This window comes from Salinibacterium sp., from assembly GCF_031364185.1.
In the GTDB taxonomy this organism is placed as follows: Bacteria; Actinomycetota; Actinomycetes; order Actinomycetales; family Microbacteriaceae; genus Rhodoglobus.
Window position 1 is genome coordinate 1 of sequence record NZ_JANLVV010000150.1, and the last position, 17733, is coordinate 17733.

The following is a 17733-nucleotide window of genomic DNA, read 5'->3' on the forward strand; positions in this document are numbered from 1 at the left end:
GCTTCGATGGGAGCAACACAAAGGGAGGTGGCCATGACCGAGTGGTGGTACAACAACAAGACGGGCGTCGTCGAGGAAGGCCCCCAGTCCCTTGGCGCCGATCGCGATGGACCGTATTCGTCGAAGGAGGAAGCGACGCGCGCCCCGCAGATCGCCCAGGAACGCTCCCGCAGGTGGGCCGCCGACGACGCTGCGGGTGACTAAAGATTCACCATCCCGTCGACAGCACCTCATCCAGGGTTTCGACGAAGAAATCAGCGCTCTGTCGGGTGAAACACAGCGGCGGTTTTATCTTCAGCACACACTGCCGGTCTGAGGTGGGCTGCATGATGATGCCCAGCTCACGCAGCCGCTCGCAGATCGCCGTCGTTTCCTCGGTCGCAGGCTCCAGGGTTCCACGATCGCGCACCAACTCGAGCCCGAGATAGAGGCCGCTTCCGTGCACGATTCCGACGATGGGGTGCCGCGCTCCGAGCTGCTCCAGTCGCGCCTTCAGGTACGCGCCGGTCTCACGGGCGTTCCGCTGCAACTCCTCGTCACGAATCACATCGAGCACGGTCATCCCGATCACCGAGCTGACCGGACTGCCCCCGGCGGACGAGAAGAAGTAACCCTGTGAGCGGTAGTGCTCGGCAATCTCTGCCGTGGTGATGACGGCGCCGAGTGGATGCCCGTTGCCCATCGCCTTGGCGACGGCGACGACATCGGGCACCACCGATTGCTGCTCGAACCCCCAGAACCATTCGCCGAGGCGACCGTAACCAACCTGCACCTCGTCGGCGACGCACAGGCCACCGCCGGAACGGACGGCCGCATAGATATCGTGGAGGTACCCGTCGGGTAGGGCAATCCCGCCGGCGTTGCCGTAGTAGGCCTCGGCGATGAAGGTGCCAATCGGGCTGCCTGCCTCGGCGATGGTGTAGATCTGCTGTACGGCCTCGCGTGCGTACCGGGATGCTTCGGCTCCGCGATAGCGCCCCCGGTAACTGTTGGGGGCGTCGACCGTGTGCACCCACGGCGGCCTGGTGGTGAGCGCATCCGGGTTGTCGGCGATCGACGTTGAGACCGAATCCGACAGGTCTGTCCAGCCGTGGTAGGCCTCCCTGACGGCGAGCACGTCACGTCGACCGGTCCAGGCGCGCCCGATCCGCAGCGCCAGGTCGACCGCCTCCGATCCGCTGTTCACGAAAAACACGGAGTCGAGGCCATCGGGAAGCAGGCTGGCGAGCCGTTCGGCAAAATCGACCACGGCCGGATAGTGGAACCGCGAGTTGGTATTCAACAGGTTCCACTGGCGGGTGAGGGCGGCAACCAGTCGTGGATGGGAGTGCCCGATGGAGGTGACGTTATTGAGCCCGTCGAGATAGACGCGACCGTTATCGTCGACCAGATGCTCCCTCCAGCCACGGACCATCATCGGCGGATCGACATAGTAATGTTCCTGTGCCGCTGCGAGAAAGCGCTCGCGCCGGTCGAGAAGCTCGTCCTCCCGCGGGGTCACGGGTTCGGTCCCGGAAAACAGGAGCGCGGTCGGATCGAGCGAAACTGCTCCCCACGCTCGCACGAGAGCCGACGTGACAGCCCAGGGAATCTCCACACCGTCACGCGCGACGCGGAGCGTGAGCGCCGTCTCGACGCGCCCGATTGGCTCGCCCGCCGCCACCTCGGTTCCGGATGGGTGTCGTGGAATCACCCCGCCCAGCGACATGCGCACCCCAGCGCCTAGCAGTGTCATGCCGTCGTCGGTGTGCTCGACTGTCCCGCCCCAGGGCGCGACCACCTCGTGGGGCTCAGTAACGGCAAGTTCCACGCCGAGCACGCAGTTGGCGGGCTCCGCAGCACTGAGCGGCGTGGCACGAGTCAGTCGAGGTTGTGCAAAGACGGTCATTGTTCCGGATGCGCCCGCAGCCAGCGAGGCGGACGTGATGGCGCGCTCGACACCCGCTTCCGCCCAGCGACCCTCACCCAACTCCGAGCTCGCCGCGGAAAAGTCGAGCGTCGTGATCGCCGAGGCCGCAAGGGTCGGGATCAGCGGTACGAACCGCGGAAGCCGCGGATTCGTTCTTTCCGCTCCCACAGTGTCGAGCACGAGTGCCGTGGCCACCGTGATGGGCAGCGCGGTAGCTCGCTCGAAAATCATCATTTCGTGACCGAGATTGCCGGCGGCATACTCGTTGTCGGGATCGGTGCAACCGACGTGAGCGCCACTGGCCACCAGCATCGCGCCTCTCAGCACGACAAGGGGCCAGAGCGCCTCGGCTTCGGCTCGGCTCAGCGGCCTGACGGCGTGGTAGGCCGTGATGGCAGCCATCACGCTGGTGACTGATCCTCCGGTGTGGTGCAACAGGGAAGACACCGTGACGGCCAGTTCTCCGACAGTCCAGCTGTGGTTAAGGTCCCCGAAATCGATGACCCCATCCGGCACCACACCGTAGCCAGGTGACACCACGATGTTGTCATCGGTGAGATCGCCGTGGATCACCTGCCGGGGAAGCTCGGGCCTGAGGGGCTCCACCATGAGCCACGCGGCCGCAGCCTGTGACTGCAGGCGGTCACGTAGTGGTGCATCGATGACGAAGGGAAGCAGTGCATCCAGAACATCCGGAGCACGGCGAAGGTCCCATTGGTGAGGTCTCATCAGGGCTCGAGCTGGTTGCCCTGCATGCGCCAGCGCGACGTCGACTCGAGCCACCACTGTCCCGATTGCTCTCACGACGTGAGGCGACAGGTATCGGCCGCCCGAGAGCGGTTCTCCTTCGACGAAGGTGAGCAGCCGCGCGTGTAGCACCTGGCCGTCGACGGCGAGGTGTTGAACGTCCATGCCGTCGAGGCCGAGACAGGGTCGGGGGATCCTGATGCCAGGCTCTGCTGCAGCAAGGCGGACTGTGGCAAGGTTCTGGGCTTCGAGTTCAGCCGCGGTAGTAGCCGGGTTGGAGATTTTGAACAGCATTGGACCATCGGCGCCCCGTAGCAGGAAGTTTCGGTCCTGGTGGCTTCCCAGCGATTGTGCTGACGCGACAAGTCCGAAGAGATCGCGAACGAAGCTCTCAGCCTGTGCCGGCGTGACCGGTGGCGGGGTCGATTGCACCAGCGAGAAGTCTCCGGATGTCATGGCATAGCTGTCATTGCTCGATTTACCCTGCTCGGTAGTCATCGCTCAGCACCAGACACAACTCAACCCCGGTCAGTCCTGGTAAGAGTGCTCCGGTCCCGGATACGCACCCCCGGCAACGTCGCCGCGAAACTCGCTCACGGCATCAGTGAGAGTCTGGCGCAGGTTGGCGTACTGCCTCACGAACTTCGGAATGCGCCCTTTGGTCAGTCCGGCCCAGTCCGTCCAGACGAGTAGTTGACCGTCGACGTGTGGGCCCGCGCCGACACCTATGGTCGGGATCGAAAGCTCTTCGGTGACTCTGGCCGCGGCATCCGCCGGCACCATTTCGAGCACCACGGCGAATGCGCCGGCGTCCTCGACAGCATGGGCGTCTGCCAGAAGCTGTTCGATGCCCTCACCTCGGCCCTGGATGACGTGCCCGCCGAGACCGTGTTCACTCTGCGGCGTGAAACCGATGTGCGCCATGAGAGGGATGCCCGCGCTCACGATCCTTCGGATCTGCTCCGCACTGCGCACACCACCCTCGAGCTTGACGGCATGCGCCCCCGTCTCCTTCATGAAGCGGAAAGCGGTGTGCAGAGCCTCATCCGGGCCGGACTCATAGGAGCCGAACGGCATGTCAGCCACGACGAACGCTCGAGACACGGCGCCTGCGACGGCACGGGCGAGCGGGATGAGGTCGTCGATGGAGACCGGTAACGTCGTTTCATAGCCGTAGACGTTGTTGCCCGCTGAGTCGCCGACGAGCAGGAAGTCGATGCCAGCGTCATCGAAGATGCCCGCCGTCAACTGGTCGTAGCTGGTGAGTCCGGTGATCTTGATCCCGTTTTCTTTCGCGCTCTGAAAATGCCTGGTGCGGATGCGCTTAAGGTTCGCTTGCGCTGCCAAGGCTGCGGAGTCAGTCATAACTGGGAGTCTAGCCAGCGCGGTACTCTGGTAACGCTGCCCTGACGCAGTCGAGTGGATTGAGAAGGAGCTTGATGGACAAGCAGCGTGACTTCGTTCTTCGCACGATCGAAGAGCGAGGGATCAAGTTCATTCGACTGTGGTTCACCGATGTCGTGGGAACGCTCAAAAGCGTTGCCATTGCGCCCGCCGAGGTCGAAGGGGCTTTCGCGGAGGGGCTTGGATTTGACGGTTCAGCGATCGAGGGTTTCACTCGCGCGTATGAGGCCGATATGCTCGCCCACCCTGACCCCACCACCTTTCAAATTCTGCCCTGGCGCGGCGAGATCGACCCCACCGCGCGTATGTTTTGTGACATCACCACTCCCGACGGCCAGCCCGCCGGCTCTGATCCAAGAAACGTGCTCAAACGCGCGCTCGCGAAGGCCGCCGATCGAGGGTTCACCTTTTACACGCATCCTGAGATCGAGTTCTACCTGCTCAAGTCCTCGAAACTTAAAAACGGCAGGCCAGAGCCGGTCGACTCAGCAGGATTCTTTGACAATGTTCCCGGGGGAACGGCGCACGACTTTCGACGTCGGTCCGTTCGGATGCTCGAAGATCTCGGTATCTCGGTCGAGTTCAGTCACCACGAGGCCGGACCCGGCCAGAACGAAATCGACCTACGCTACGCCGACGCCCTGACGACGGCCGACAACATCATGACGTTCCGCACCGTCATTAAAGAGGTCGCTATCGAGCAGGGTGTCTACGCGACGTTCATGCCAAAGCCGATGTCTGGTCATCCCGGGTCTGGGATGCACACCCACATGTCGCTCTTCGAAGGCGATGCCAACGCCTTCTACGACGCCAGCGGCCATTACCAACTATCGAAAATCGGACGGCAGTTTGTCGCCGGCCTCCTGAAGCATGCTCCCGAGATCACCGCAGTAACAAACCAGTTCGTCAATTCGTATAAACGGCTGTGGGGCGGAGACGAGGCGCCGAGCTTCGTCACCTGGGGTCACAATAATCGTTCGGCTCTCGTGCGCGTGCCGCTCTACAAGCCAAATAAGGGCCAAAGCGCCCGCGTGGAGTATCGCGCGATTGATTCGGCAGCGAACCCGTATCTCACCTTCTCGCTGCTCCTTGCCGCAGGCCTGAAGGGAATTGAGGAGGGGTACGAGCTGCCTCCCGAGGCAGAAGACAACGTCTGGGAGTTGTCCGACTCCGAGCGCAGGGCGTTGGGCTACAACCAGCTGCCGGCTTCCCTCGATCACGCCGTCTCGATCATGGAAGATTCCGAACTCGTCGCGGAGACGCTTGGCGAGCAGGTCTTCAACTACGTACTGCTCAACAAGCGGCGCGAGTGGAAGCAGTATCGGGCGCAGGTCACGCCGTACGAGTTGGAGTCGAACCTGGAGATTTTGTAGGCCACCCGACCATGCTCAGGTCCCAGACAACGCTGACTGAACTGGCCAAGCTCGGCTTCGCCGAGCTGGGGGTCGCCAGTGACAACCTTGTCGCGCTCGACGCGCCGACATTGCTGCCGCATTTCGCTGCGGCGGCAGACCCAGACCAGGCACTCCGCCTGCTCGTGTCACTGCGCGAGACGGCGCCAGCAGAGGTGCAGTCGCTGCTCGACGACACGGATGCCGCGGGTCGTCTAATCCAGATCCTGGGCGCATCGTCCGGTCTTGGCGAGTTCTTCGCACGGAGGCCCTCTCAGCTCGACGTGCTCCGCACCGTGCTGACCGCGCCGCCGGCCTCGGCGGAATACAACTCGGACATGCTGGAGGTTGTCGCCGGGCTCGACGGGGACGCGGCGTGGGTGGCACTGCGGGTGCGATACCGTCGCCATCTGGCCCAGCTTGCGGCATGGGATCTCTGCCAACCCGATCCGCTCGCGGCTGTCGACCGGGTCGCTGCAGCCCTTGCTGACCTGGCCGGATCAACCCTTGATGCCGCGATTACGGTTGCCCGGCGCGACATGAAGTTCCCGGCCGACGAGGTGGCGGCGACGAGGCTGTCCATCATCGGGATGGGAAAGGCCGGCGCACGCGAGCTCAACTACCTCTCTGACGTCGACGTGATCTTTGTGGTTGACGGCGACGGCGACCTGCCAGACGATCGTGCCGTGCAGATTGGTACCAGGCTGGCCATCAGCACGATGAAGGTCATCAACGAGCTCGCGATTGAGCCCGGCCTCTGGGAGGTTGATGCGAACCTGAGACCCGAGGGCAAGGATGGCGCGCTGGTGCGCACCCTCGAGTCACACGTGGCCTATTACGAGCGGTGGGCCAAGAGCTGGGAATTCCAGGCGTTGCTGAAGGCCAGACCACTCGCGGGAGATCACGAACTTGGCCTCAGCTACATCCAGGCACTGGCCCCCATGGTGTGGTCGAGTGCGTCGAGGGAAAATTTCGTTGAGTCCGTGCAGCGGATGCGAGAAAGAGTGACGGCGCACATCCCCAGCGACGAATTGGATGTACAGCTGAAGCTGGGCCCCGGAGGCCTGCGTGACGTGGAGTTCACCATCCAACTTTTGCAGCTCGTCCACGGCCAGGCCGATGAACTCGTGCGCCAGGTGGCCACCCTCCCCGCCCTGGTCGCTCTCGCGGAGCAGGGATACATCGGCCGCGTTGAGGCTGCAGAGTTCGCGCTGGACTACCGGTTCCTGCGCCTCCTGGAGCACCGACTCCAATTGTCGCGGATGCGCCGAACTCACCTCATGCCTACCGATCCGGATGCGCTGCGTGTGCTCGCGCGATCCAGCGGGCTTGCCACCACCGCCGATAAACTCACCGAGCAGTGGCAGCGCACAAAGCAAGCAGTGCGAAAACTCCATGAGCGTCTGTTTTATCGGCCTCTGCTTTCCGCCGTTGCCGCTCTGCCGGATGGGGGCATCGCGCTGTCCACATCCCAGGCGCAGGCGAGGCTCGCGGCGATCGGCTTCCGTGACGCGCGCGGTGCGCTGGGGCACATCGGGGCGCTCACCGGGGGAGTGTCCCGCCGAGCCAGTATCCAGCGCACCCTGCTGCCGGTGATGCTGGAGTGGTTTGCCGAGGGCGCGGATCCTGATCGAGGTCTCTTGGCCTTTCGACGGCTCAGCGAAGACCTGGGTGAGACGTACTGGTTCCTGCGGATGCTGCGGGATTCTTCCGGGGCCGCTGAGCGGTTGACCCAGGTGCTGTCCGGGTCGAAGTTCGTGGGTGACCTATTCGAACGCATCCCCGAGGCGGCAGCCTGGCTTGAGAATGACGACGAGCTCAGGCCGCGTTCGCGTGCGCTTCTTCTCGAGGAGTCACGGGCTACCGTCGCGCGACATGACGGTGACATGGATGCTGCGGCACTCGCCCTACGTACTGCCCGCCGCCGCGAGGTTTTGCGCACCGCGCTCGGCGGCATCCTCGGCATGACGAGCATCGAAGAAATCGGATGTGCACTGTCCGATATCACCACCGCGGTTCTCACCGGCGCCCTTGCGCTCGTTCACCGGTACGGAGACGGGATCGAATTTGGCATCATCGCCATGGGGCGCTACGGGGGAGCGGAGCTCGGCTTCGGTTCTGATGCAGACGTGATGTACGTCTATCGGCCGGCAGGGGCTTTACCCGAGGAAGCCCAGGCTCGTGCTGAGCAGATTGTGCGTGGGCTAAGCAAGTACACGGAGGATCTCAGGATTCCACTCGACCTCGACATCGGACTGAGACCCGAGGGCAAGAACGGTCCGATGGTGAGATCCCTCGATTCGTACCGTGCGTACTACGCTCGCTGGTCACTCACCTGGGAGGCCCAGGCGTTACTGCGCGCTAGGGGTGTCGCGGGCGATCCTGGCGTTCTGGAGGCCTTTGAGGAGCTTGCCAACGACGTGCGATATCCATTGGAGATCGCCGAGCAGGATGTTCGGGAAGTGAAAAGGATTAAGGCCAGGGTTGAGGCCGAACGTCTGCCCCAGGCTGCCGATCCGGCCCGCCACCTGAAACTAGGTCGGGGTAGCCTGAGCGACGTTGAGTGGTTCGTGCAGCTTCAGCAGCTCGAGCATGGCGCGACCATGAGGGGCCTGCGTACGACGTCGACCCTCAGCGCCCTGGCTGCGGCTGTCACCGGAGGCCTGATCCCGGCGGGCGACGCGAAGAAGCTTCGGGATGCCTGGATGCTGGCCTCCCGCGCCCGTTCCGCTATGACACTCTGGACGTCCAAGACTGCCGATGTGCTTCCGACGGACCGACAGCAGCTCGATGGGGTGGCGCGGCTGCTCGAGTATCCGCCGGGCTCTGCGAGCAGGTTTGAAGAGGACTACCTACGGGTGACGCGACTCGCCCGTCAGGTGTTCGAAAAGCGATTTTACGGGCCGCCGTCGCGCGCGCCCACCAACGGTTGAGGAGCACTTTGCTCCCCGATGGACGTCCTGAGAACGAGCATCCCGTTTCGCGAATGTTACGAACGTGTAAACAATATTCTCGCGAATCTCGCAAAACTCGACCGTTTAGGGTGGGGGATGTTTGTACCCCGTTCGGGAGGGCTTCGCAGTTCAGAGGTTCAGTGCTTCTGTGTGACAAATAGTCAATAGACGAAATTGTCTACCCTCAAAAGCGACAACATATTTCGACGAAACTGCTGTCCAAGGTGGACTTTTGCTCTGCCCCATAGCGTCGTGATCGAGCCATCACTGGTATCGGCGAGAACGGCTTTTGCGGTCTTGGCCGGCACCCCCTAAAGCACCGAAGTACGTCAGCCGAAGTGCCCACACGGGGCAGATCTGCCGATCGCATTTTGGCCCCGGATGTGCCGCCGATCGACAAAATTCTCGAATTGCACTCGGTGATTCCCTCCAGCAATAATCAAGCAACTCAATGCCGAGACACATCCTCAGCGCGGTGGATGATCATTCATCATCATCACAACGTCGGGGGCATTCGTGTTCATTTTCCTGCTTCAACTGCGCCACATGATCGACGGACATCCTGAGATTTACATGTTTGCGGTCTACTCAGCGCTCATATGGCTGCTCTGGGTGCTCAAGGTTGTGCTGTCATCGCGGTACCGACCGTTCACCGGCACATTCGAGGGCACCACGAGTGTTGTGGTTCCCGTGTTGGATGAGCCGGAAGAGTTGTTTCGGAGTGTGCTGGCACGCATGGTTGAGCAGCGGCCGTCCGAGATCATTGTCGTGATTAACGGGGCTCCGAATCCTACGCTCGAGCGAATCAGTGAAGAATTCGCACCCTTGGTGCGGTGGGTGCATACCCCGATTCCAGGTAAACGCAATGCGGTGATGATCGGGACAGAACTGTCGACGGGCGACATCACTGTGCTTGTCGATTCGGACACAGTCTGGACAGACAACACGCTGTCGGAGTTGGTGCGGCCCTTCGCGGACTCGCAGGTGGGTGGCGTGACTACGCGCCAGCGCATTCTTGAACCCGAACGCAGCTGGATTACTCGATGGGCAGACTGGCTTGAGAATTCGAGGGCGCTGTACTCGATGCCAGCCCAGAGCGTGTTGGGTCAGGTGGGCTGCCTGCCCGGGCGAACGATCGCTTTCCGCCGGTCGATCATGACCCGGGTGATGGAGCGCTTCATGACCGAGCGGTTCATGGGGGTGTTCATGGAAGTGAGTGATGACCGGACCCTGACGAATCTCGCTCTCCAGGAGGGTTACCGCACGGTGTACCAACACACATCCCTCGTTTTCACTGACGCACCGCTTGAGGTGAGGAAGCTGTTCAAACAGCAACTGCGCTGGGCGCGCGGGAGCCAGTACAACACGCTGCGGATGCTGCCCTGGATGCTGGGTCACGCGCCCTTACTCGCGCTGTTCTTCATTATGGATATCATCCTTCCCTTTCTTCTTGCGGGGGTCATCGCGGGATGGGTGTACCGCGCTATCAGTGGCCAGGGTTACAACTTCTACGAGGGCATACTTTCCGAATACGGCCTCCAGGGCGGGATTCTGCTCGTGCTCGCCCTCATGGTGGTCTCCTCGGTGCTGAGCATGGCCATCCGGCAGCTCAGGCACCTTTCAGAGAAGCCCTCAGACTTCATCAGGCTGCCGGTGTTCATCGTCGTCTCGACGGCGTTTTTGATGCCCATACGTCTTCTTGGGTTCTTCAGGATGGGCCATGCGAGTGGATGGGGAACTCGTGCCGGTGCTTACGCTGGCGGCAAGTCCAACGACATCTTGGTCGATCAGTGGACCGATTCACGGGACACAGAGATCGAACTCAATTCTGGGCACGACAGCCTCTCCCGTCCCGGAGCGCTGCTGGAGGCCGCACCGCGGCGTTCCACGCGAGTGGCGGCCCCGGTATCGCAACGACGCCGACTCAACCCGAAGGCCGCATGGCCCTACATCATCGGTTTCTCGATCTTCGCTTTGGAGGCATTTTTCATTGTCAATTTCTCGTAATTTCACTGTCCGGCGCGGCCCAGCAGCATGGTGGGCTGTGAGTAGTGCGCGATCTCGATGGACGGGTGTCGGTGCGGCCACTCTCGTGCTGGCCCTCGGCGTAATCAGTGCATTTGTCTGGACCTCTCCTGGCAACCGCGTGACCGAGGCACTCGGTACCGCCGCACGCAGCGTCATCGAAGGCGAGACCCTGGCGCAGGAGCGCAGCGCATGGAAGAAGGAGGAAAAGAAGCTTCAGAGTGAAATCCGAGTTCTTCAGTCTTCCGTTGCCCTGAGCAAATCCAACCTCAGGGAAACCAACTCCAAGGCTGCTGCCCTCCAGCAGGCGCTGTGGAGCACCCAGGGCGCCCTCACAGCGCTCAAGGCCACTAAGCCGGCGAGCACCCCCAAGTCAGCGCCCCCAATCTCACGCCAGCCCGGGTCGGAATCGGGATCCGATGTGGTCACCGCTCCGTCGAAGGCCGAGCTCCTCAATCCGGCATCGTCGTACCTCGGTCTCTTTACCGAACAGGCTCCATTCAACTGGGCAACGTACGACGCTACTTCGGCTCGATTGGGAAGCATCCCGAGCGTCGTGGGCTATTTCGGTGGCTGGGATGAGCCCTTCCGCTCGAATGCGATCACTCGCGCCTGGGAGCGTGACACTCTGCCCATCCTGACCTGGGAATCGCGCCCGATTGGCTCTGCGAACGATCAAGTCACTGAGCCCGACTACACATTGCCGGCGATCATCGGTGATCCGGATGCGGGCGTCGCAGGTTCTCACGATGACTACTTGCGCCAATACGCCCGTGACATCGTGTCCACCGGCTTGCCGATGGGTATTCGGCTCAATCATGAGATGAACGGGATCTGGTACCCGTGGGCTGAAACTGACGGCCAGGGCAACCCCATCAATTCGAACAGGGTAGGGGATTACGCGAAAATGTGGAAACACGTCCATGACATTTTTGCCGAGGAGGGTGCCAATGATCTGGTCATCTGGATATGGGCGCCAAACATCGTCAACAATCTGCCCGCCTTGCATCAGGCATCCGGATTTCTTGACGGACTCTATCCCGGCGATGAATATGTGGATTGGGTGGGGCTTTCCGGATATCTACGACCGCCCTACAAGCCCGATAATGATTTTACTTTCGAGTATTCGTTCGATGCGAGTCTCGCTCAGCTGCGCAGCATTACGCAAAAACCTATCTTCCTTGCTGAGATTGGCGCGTCAGAGATTGGCGGGCATAAGGCAGCCTGGATTACGACTCTCTTCGAGGCGTTGGCCAAGCCCGAGAACGATGACATTGTGGGTATTTCCTGGTTCAACATGGCGATCACGACCTATGTCGAGGGGGAGCGCGCAACCAACGACTGGCGAATTGATTCCCGCGCGGACTCGCTGGCGGCATTCGTCGATGGGCTGGCTCGTCCCGACAGCGATTTCGCACTCAATTCACGCTGAACCGACTGAGAAGGTATACACATGAAAAACACAGCAGCCGCTGGCCAGGAAAGCGAGCAGTCTGGAAAAGCGGCACGGCCCAGGCTCAGTGTGGTGGGAACGGGGTACCTTGGTGCGACGCACGCCGCCGCCATGGCCGAGATGGGTTTCGATGTCATTGGCGTAGATTCAGATCCAGCCAAAGTGCGTCAACTGAGCGAGGGCAGGGTGCCCTTTTTCGAACCTGGTCTGCCGGAACTTATCCGCACCCACGTCGATAGCGGACGATTGCGTTTTACGACTGACCTTGCCGAGGCGACGTCCAATTCCGACGTGCATTTCATTTGCGTCGGCACTCCCCAGCAGCGCGGAAGTAATGCCGCAAACCTCAGCTACGTCGAAGAGGCGACCCGGCAGGTTGCGACCTTCCTGACCCACGACGGCCTAATCGTAGGCAAGTCGACTGTGCCCGTGGGCACAGGGGCGCGTCTGCGGTCGATCATCGCGAACGCTGCCCCCGCAGAGGTCAATGTCGAATTGGTGTGGAACCCAGAATTCTTGCGTGAGGGCAAAGCCGTCGATGACACGCTCGCCCCTGATCGCATCGTGATCGGGGGTGCAACAGCACAGTCGGAGGCAACGCTTCGCGCGGTATATGCCATTCCCATCGCGGCTGGTGCCCCGGTGATCTTCTGCGACCTTCCGACAGCCGAGCTCGTAAAGGTCAGTGCCAACGCTTTCCTGGCTACCAAGATTTCCTTTATCAACGCTATCGCCGAGGTGTGTGACGCCGCGGGTGCAGATGTCGCCGTGCTTGCCGATGCGCTTGGACACGATGTGAGGATAGGACGGCAATTTTTGAATGCCGGCCTTGGATTCGGCGGCGGATGCCTGCCGAAGGACATTAGAGCCCTCATCCATCGATCCAGTGAATTGGGCGCGATGAAGGCGGCGGCGCTTCTCCAGCAGGTGGACGAGATCAACATGTCGCAACGCCTGCAGGTGATCGATCTTGCGATTGAGGCGTGTGGCGGATCTGTTCTCAATCGAAGAATTGGTGTTCTCGGTGCTGCCTTCAAGCCGCTTACGGATGACGTACGCGATTCTCCCGCGCTGAATGTTGCTGCAGCACTGCATCTACGGGGTGCCCAGGTTGTCGTTTACGACCCCGAGGCTACAGAAACGGCACACAAGATGTTTCCCACGCTCACCTATGCCGAGTCTCTCGAGGAGGCGGCCTCCGGAGCCGATGCAATCCTGGTTGTGACGGAATGGGACGAGTTCAGAAGCAGCGACCCTACGGCCCTGGGCGACATTGTGAAGAGTCGCGTGATTATTGACGCCCGGAATTGCCTCGATGCAGTCCTGTGGCGAGCCGCTGGCTGGTCGTTCAGCGGGCTGGGAGCATCATCGTCTCGACCACCGATCATTGACGGTGTTGGGCAGGATTTGACGAGACGGCCTCGGCAACTTGTGAATTCACTTTAGAGACCAGTACCTAACCGGGCGGTCGCACCTTCGGCAGGGTGCGACCGCATGGCTAGCCTTGCGCTTATACCGAGTAGTACAGCTCGTATTCGAACGGTGTAGGTCGTTGTGCGGCCGGGATGATCTCTTTCTCACGCTTGTACGCGATCCAGGTTTCGATCAGGTCGGGAGTGAAAACATTGCCTTCCGTCAGGAAGTCGTGATCCGCCTCCAGAGCGCGCAGGGCCTCCTCGAGTGACGCGGGGACTTGCGGGATCAGCCTGGCTTCCTCCGGGGGAAGCTCATACAGGTCCTTGTCAACGGGCTCATGCGGCTCGATTTTATTTTTGATCCCGTCGAGGCCGGCCATCATCTGTGCGGCGAACGCGAGATATGGGTTTCCGGAGGCATCCGGTGCGCGGAACTCGATGCGCTTGGCCTTCGGGTTGGTACCGGTGATGGGAATGCGGATGGATGCCGAGCGGTTACCGGCCGAGTAGACCAGGTTCACGGGAGCTTCGAATCCGGGAATGAGTCGACGGTACGAGTTCAGCGTCGGATTGGTGAACGCGAGCACCGCCGGAGCGTGTTTCAGGAGACCGCCGATGTACCAGCGGGCGATGTCGCTCAGGCCGCCGTACCCTTTTTCGTCGTAGAAAAGCGGTTCAGATCCGTTCCACAGTGACTGGTGGGTGTGCATTCCGGAGCCGTTGTCCCCGAAGAGCGGTTTGGGCATGAATGTCACGGTTTTGCCCCACTCGAGCGCCGTGTTCTTGACGATGTACTTGAACTTGAGGAGGTCATCCGCAGCATGCACCATGGTGTCGAATCGGTAGTTGATTTCGGCCTGGCCGCCGGTGCCCACCTCGTGATGGGCGCGCTCCAAAATGAGGCCAGCATCAATGAGCTTGAGACACATGTCGTCGCGAAGGTCGGCCTGCTTGTCGACGGGACTCACCGGGAAGTATCCACCCTTGAAGGGGGTCTTATTGGCAAGGTTGCCACCCTCCTCCGAACGGCCTGAGTTCCAGGCGCCCTCCTCGGAATCGACAGACCAGAAGCTGCCGTTCTGCTTGACGTCGTATCGCACGTCATCAAAGATGTAGAACTTGGCCTCGGGGGCGAAGAACGCGGTGTCGGCGATACCCGTTGAGGCGAGGTACTTCACGGCCTTCTTCGCGACCTGGCGTGGGTCACGGCCGTAAATCTCACCGTTACGTGGGTTGTAGATGTCGAAGATCATGATGAGCGTGCGTTCGGTGCGGAATGGGTCGACGTACGCCGTCGACACATCCGGGATTAGCTGCATGTCCGATTCGTGGATGGAGGCGAAGCCGCGAATGGAGGAGCCATCGAACATCTGGCCGACGGAGAAGAACTCCTCATCAACGGTGGACGCCGGGATATTGAAGTGCTGCTGTACACCGGGAAGGTCGGTGAAGCGGATATCAAGGAATTTGACGTCAGTGTCCTTGATGAACTTGAGCACTTCGGAAGAATCACTGAACATGTGAAGGACTCCAATGAGCGTGGTGCTGAACGGCAGCAAGCGCCGCCACCCCCGAGGGTAAGGGCAGGGAGTTTCCTTGGGGTCACGCAAATGTTTCCGACGTGTTACGCGTTGACGTTTCGATAGAGTTGAGGGGTGTCAGGAGCAAGGTCATCCGCGTCGAATTGGCCCGGCAGGCGCCTCGGCCTCCCCGAGGCTGGTTCGCGTTCTCTTGCTCGACCGGGTCGACGATTCGCGGCGATCGCCATCGACTGGGGCATTGCGGTAGGCGTCTCTGTTGTTTTCTTCGACTATGACCCGCTGGCCACACTCGCAATATTTGCCGTTGCTCAGGCGGTCGTTCTCATCACGACAAACGGCAGCATTGGCCATCTATTGCTCGGTATGCGCGTGGTTCCGCTGGCGGGAGGCTACCTCGGGCTCTGGAGACCGCTGGCGCGCACGATCCTGGTGTGTCTGGTAATCCCTGCGGTGATCTGGGATGCCGACCAGCGCGGGATGCACGACCGGCTCATCGGAACGGTGCTCGTGCGCCGTTAGCGCGGTCGCGGCGCACGGACCTTGGTCGGGTCCATTCCCTTGGGGATAGGGAGACCATTACGCCCAAGGGAATTGAGTCGGTTGGATACCGCGAGGATCTCGGGCTTCCGCAGCGCAGACTTGATCGAGCGCAATTTCACCGGGAGCTTATGAAGGGGCACCGACTCGGCGTCGGGCCCCACGTAGAGAAAAGTCACAGGCACGTTCGGCAGGATACGCGTGATATTCCTACGTTCGCCCTCAAGCATGGGCTGGGTGCGACTGCGCGGACCTTCACCGATCAGTGCCACCCCTCCGCGGCCGACGGCGCGATACACGGCATCCTGGGTCTTTGGGCTCACCGCAACCGGCATTTCACTCGCGGTCCAGCCATTGCGCAGGGAACTTTTGAGCACCGCACCCACCGCGCCTGGCTGACCTGCGATTTGGCTGTAAGCGGCGCGTTCGGCGCGGCGACCCAGCACAATCAGGAAGACCAGGACTCCACCCAGCACACCAGCGACGATGTACAGCACGAACCCAAGAATCTGGTCACGTGAGAGCAGGAACGCCAGGACCAGACCTATCAGGACCGGGCCGAGGAAGGCGAGCAGCAGAAACCAGATGGCCAGGCTGTCGTAGCGTCGGGTCATCTGGAAGACCTGGTACATCTGCTTCAGTCGGCCCGGCTCTTTAGGAGCTTTGGGCGCTGTGTTAGTGGTGCGTGCCATGAACCAAGGATACGGCCTCTGTCGATACCGCCTGGGCGAAGCCTAGGTCTGCACTGGCCAGATGACGCAACGATTCCGGGATGTCGCGGCCTTTGCGCTGCATAGAGCGCGCCCACAGGCGCCCAGCCCGGTAACTCGAGCGCACCAGCGGACCCGCGAGAACTCCGAGAAAACCAATTTCTTCCGCAGCTTCGCTGAACTCTACGAATTCCTGCGGCTTCACCCATCGGGCAACAGGAAGGTGTCGCGGGGTTGGACGTAGATACTGGGTGATCGTGATGATGTCGGTTCCGGCGTCGTGCAGATCATGAAGTGCCTGGACTACCTCCCTGGGCTCCTCGCCCATGCCAAGGATAAGATTGGACTTGGTAATCAGCCCCGCGGCGCGTGCCTGGCTGATGACCCCGAGGGATCGTTCGTACGTGAATGCGGGACGAATTCTCTTGAAAATGCGGGGCACCGTCTCGACGTTGTGGGCAAAGACTTCAGGACGTGACGAGAAGACCTCCTGAAGCAGATCGGGATTACCTGAAAAGTCGGTCGCAAGGATTTCAACACCGGTTCCTGGATTTCGATTATGGATCTGCCGGACAGTTTCTGCATGCAACCAGGCGCCCTCGTCGGGCAGATCATCGCGGGCTACTCCGGTCACTGTCGCATACCGGAGGTTCATCTTCGTCACGGACTCGGCGACCCGGCGGGGCTCGTCCCTGTCGTAATCCGCGGGTTTGCCGGTGTCAATCTGGCAGAAGTCGCAACGACGAGTGCACTGGCTCCCACCGATCAGGAACGTCGCCTCGCGGTCTTCCCAACATTCGAAGATATTCGGACAGCCAGCCTCCTGGCAGACCGTATGAAGGTTCTCCTCCTTCACGAGGTTCTGAAGCTGCCGGTATTCAGGGCCCATTCGTGCGACAGTCTTGATCCACTCGGGCTTGCGCTCGATAGGTGTCTCCGCATTTCGAACTTCCAGACGGAGCAATTTGCGGGCTCCGTGCTGCTGGGCGCCGGTGTCGACCGTCACTGTGCGCTCACCAGGCTGCTGCTGAACGCGGCGCGCACGACGGGTACGACCTCTTCGGTAGAAACATCCCGTCCGAGTTGACGGGAAATCGAGGTGACCTCGGCGCCAACAATCCCACACGCGATAATTCGACCGTAGGCATCGAAAGAATTATTGCAATTCAAGGCAAACCCATGCATCGTCACTCCTTGCGACACTCTTATTCCGATTGCGGCGATCTTCTCGTTGTCGCCAATCCAGACGCCTGACCGCCCGCTCACCCTGTTCGACTCGACGCCGAGACAATGGAGCGCCTCGATCAGCACACCCTCTAGCCTCCGCACATAACCGACCACGTCGATCGGCTCGGCGAGTGTCAGGATCGGGTAGCCGACCAGTTGTCCCGGGCCATGCCAGGTGATCTTGCCGCCACGATCGACGTCTATGACCGGGGTTCCATCGGTGGGGCGCTCGTGGCTCTCGGTTCGCTTTCCTGCGGTATAGACCGAGGGGTGCTCCAGAAAGATCACGGTGTCTGGCGATCGTCCACTAACGACAGCGGTATGGGTTGCGCGTTGAAGCTCTAAGGCTTGCAAATACGGCACGGAGTTGGCGCTTAGCCCCGCGACGACATAGTCGACCACATTCCAAGTCTAAGCCAG

Annotated in this window: 13 protein-coding genes; 7 read left to right on the top strand and 6 right to left on the bottom strand. The window is 61.2% G+C overall.

Going from position 1 to position 17733, the window contains the following annotated elements:
* Positions 1–204 (top strand): hypothetical protein (locus tag RMN95_RS06735; RefSeq protein WP_309616172.1); only part of this gene is annotated, 204 nt, incomplete at its 5' end.
* A 4-nt stretch (positions 205–208) separates the two neighbouring features.
* Here the strand turns inward: RMN95_RS06735 and RMN95_RS06740 are convergent.
* Both RMN95_RS06740 and panB read right to left on the bottom strand, forming a co-directional pair.
* On the bottom strand, positions 209–3154 hold the full coding sequence (locus tag RMN95_RS06740; protein WP_309616173.1) for an aminotransferase: 2946 nt from the start codon (positions 3152–3154) through the stop codon (positions 209–211).
* Between the two features lie 30 nt (positions 3155–3184).
* Positions 3185–4021 (bottom strand): 3-methyl-2-oxobutanoate hydroxymethyltransferase, encoded by an 837-nt coding sequence (gene panB, locus RMN95_RS06745; protein WP_309616174.1) that lies wholly within the window; start codon positions 4019–4021, stop codon positions 3185–3187.
* Between the two features lie 74 nt (positions 4022–4095).
* Here panB and glnA (RMN95_RS06750) point away from each other — a divergent pair, with 74 nt between their 5' ends.
* From glnA (RMN95_RS06750) to RMN95_RS06770, 5 genes are all read left to right on the top strand, one after another.
* Positions 4096–5433 (top strand): type I glutamate--ammonia ligase, encoded by a 1338-nt coding sequence (glnA, locus tag RMN95_RS06750; RefSeq protein ID WP_309616175.1) that lies wholly within the window; start codon positions 4096–4098, stop codon positions 5431–5433.
* A gap of 11 nt (positions 5434–5444) precedes the next feature.
* A complete protein-coding gene (locus tag RMN95_RS06755; protein WP_309616176.1) occupies positions 5445–8384 on the top strand; it encodes a bifunctional [glutamine synthetase] adenylyltransferase/[glutamine synthetase]-adenylyl-L-tyrosine phosphorylase in 2940 nt (979 codons plus the stop codon).
* Between the two features lie 537 nt (positions 8385–8921).
* Positions 8922–10412, top strand: a complete 1491-nt coding sequence (locus tag RMN95_RS06760; protein ID WP_309616177.1) for a glycosyltransferase — start codon at positions 8922–8924, stop codon at positions 10410–10412.
* A gap of 37 nt (positions 10413–10449) precedes the next feature.
* Positions 10450–11862 (top strand): glycosyl hydrolase, encoded by a 1413-nt coding sequence (locus RMN95_RS06765; RefSeq protein WP_309616178.1) that lies wholly within the window; start codon positions 10450–10452, stop codon positions 11860–11862.
* A gap of 21 nt (positions 11863–11883) precedes the next feature.
* Positions 11884–13329 carry a UDP-glucose/GDP-mannose dehydrogenase family protein gene (locus RMN95_RS06770; RefSeq protein ID WP_309616179.1) on the top strand — a complete coding sequence of 482 codons (1446 nt, stop codon included), beginning with the start codon at positions 11884–11886 and terminating at the stop codon, positions 13327–13329.
* A gap of 64 nt (positions 13330–13393) precedes the next feature.
* On the opposite strand, the gene glnA (RMN95_RS06775) is transcribed toward RMN95_RS06770, so the two are convergent.
* Positions 13394–14818 carry a type I glutamate--ammonia ligase gene (gene glnA / locus RMN95_RS06775; protein ID WP_309616180.1) on the bottom strand — a complete coding sequence of 475 codons (1425 nt, stop codon included), beginning with the start codon at positions 14816–14818 and terminating at the stop codon, positions 13394–13396.
* A gap of 135 nt (positions 14819–14953) precedes the next feature.
* Between glnA (RMN95_RS06775) and RMN95_RS06780 the strand changes: the two genes are divergently transcribed.
* On the top strand, positions 14954–15358 hold the full coding sequence (locus RMN95_RS06780; RefSeq protein WP_309616181.1) for an RDD family protein: 405 nt from the start codon (positions 14954–14956) through the stop codon (positions 15356–15358).
* On the opposite strand, the gene RMN95_RS06785 is transcribed toward RMN95_RS06780, so the two are convergent.
* The 3 genes from RMN95_RS06785 to lipB are packed head-to-tail and all read right to left on the bottom strand — an operon-like array spanning position 15355 to position 17715.
* Complete coding sequence (locus RMN95_RS06785) at positions 15355–16068, bottom strand: DUF4191 domain-containing protein (RefSeq protein ID WP_309616182.1); 714 nt, start codon at positions 16066–16068, stop codon at positions 15355–15357. The genes RMN95_RS06780 and RMN95_RS06785 overlap by 4 nt on opposite strands.
* Complete coding sequence (gene lipA, locus RMN95_RS06790; RefSeq protein WP_309616183.1) at positions 16052–17092, bottom strand: lipoyl synthase; 1041 nt, start codon at positions 17090–17092, stop codon at positions 16052–16054. The genes RMN95_RS06785 and lipA overlap by 17 nt, the downstream gene beginning before the upstream one ends.
* A complete protein-coding gene (gene lipB, locus RMN95_RS06795) occupies positions 17089–17715 on the bottom strand; it encodes a lipoyl(octanoyl) transferase LipB (RefSeq protein ID WP_309616184.1) in 627 nt (208 codons plus the stop codon). The genes lipA and lipB overlap by 4 nt, the downstream gene beginning before the upstream one ends.
* Positions 17716–17733 lie beyond the last annotated feature (18 nt).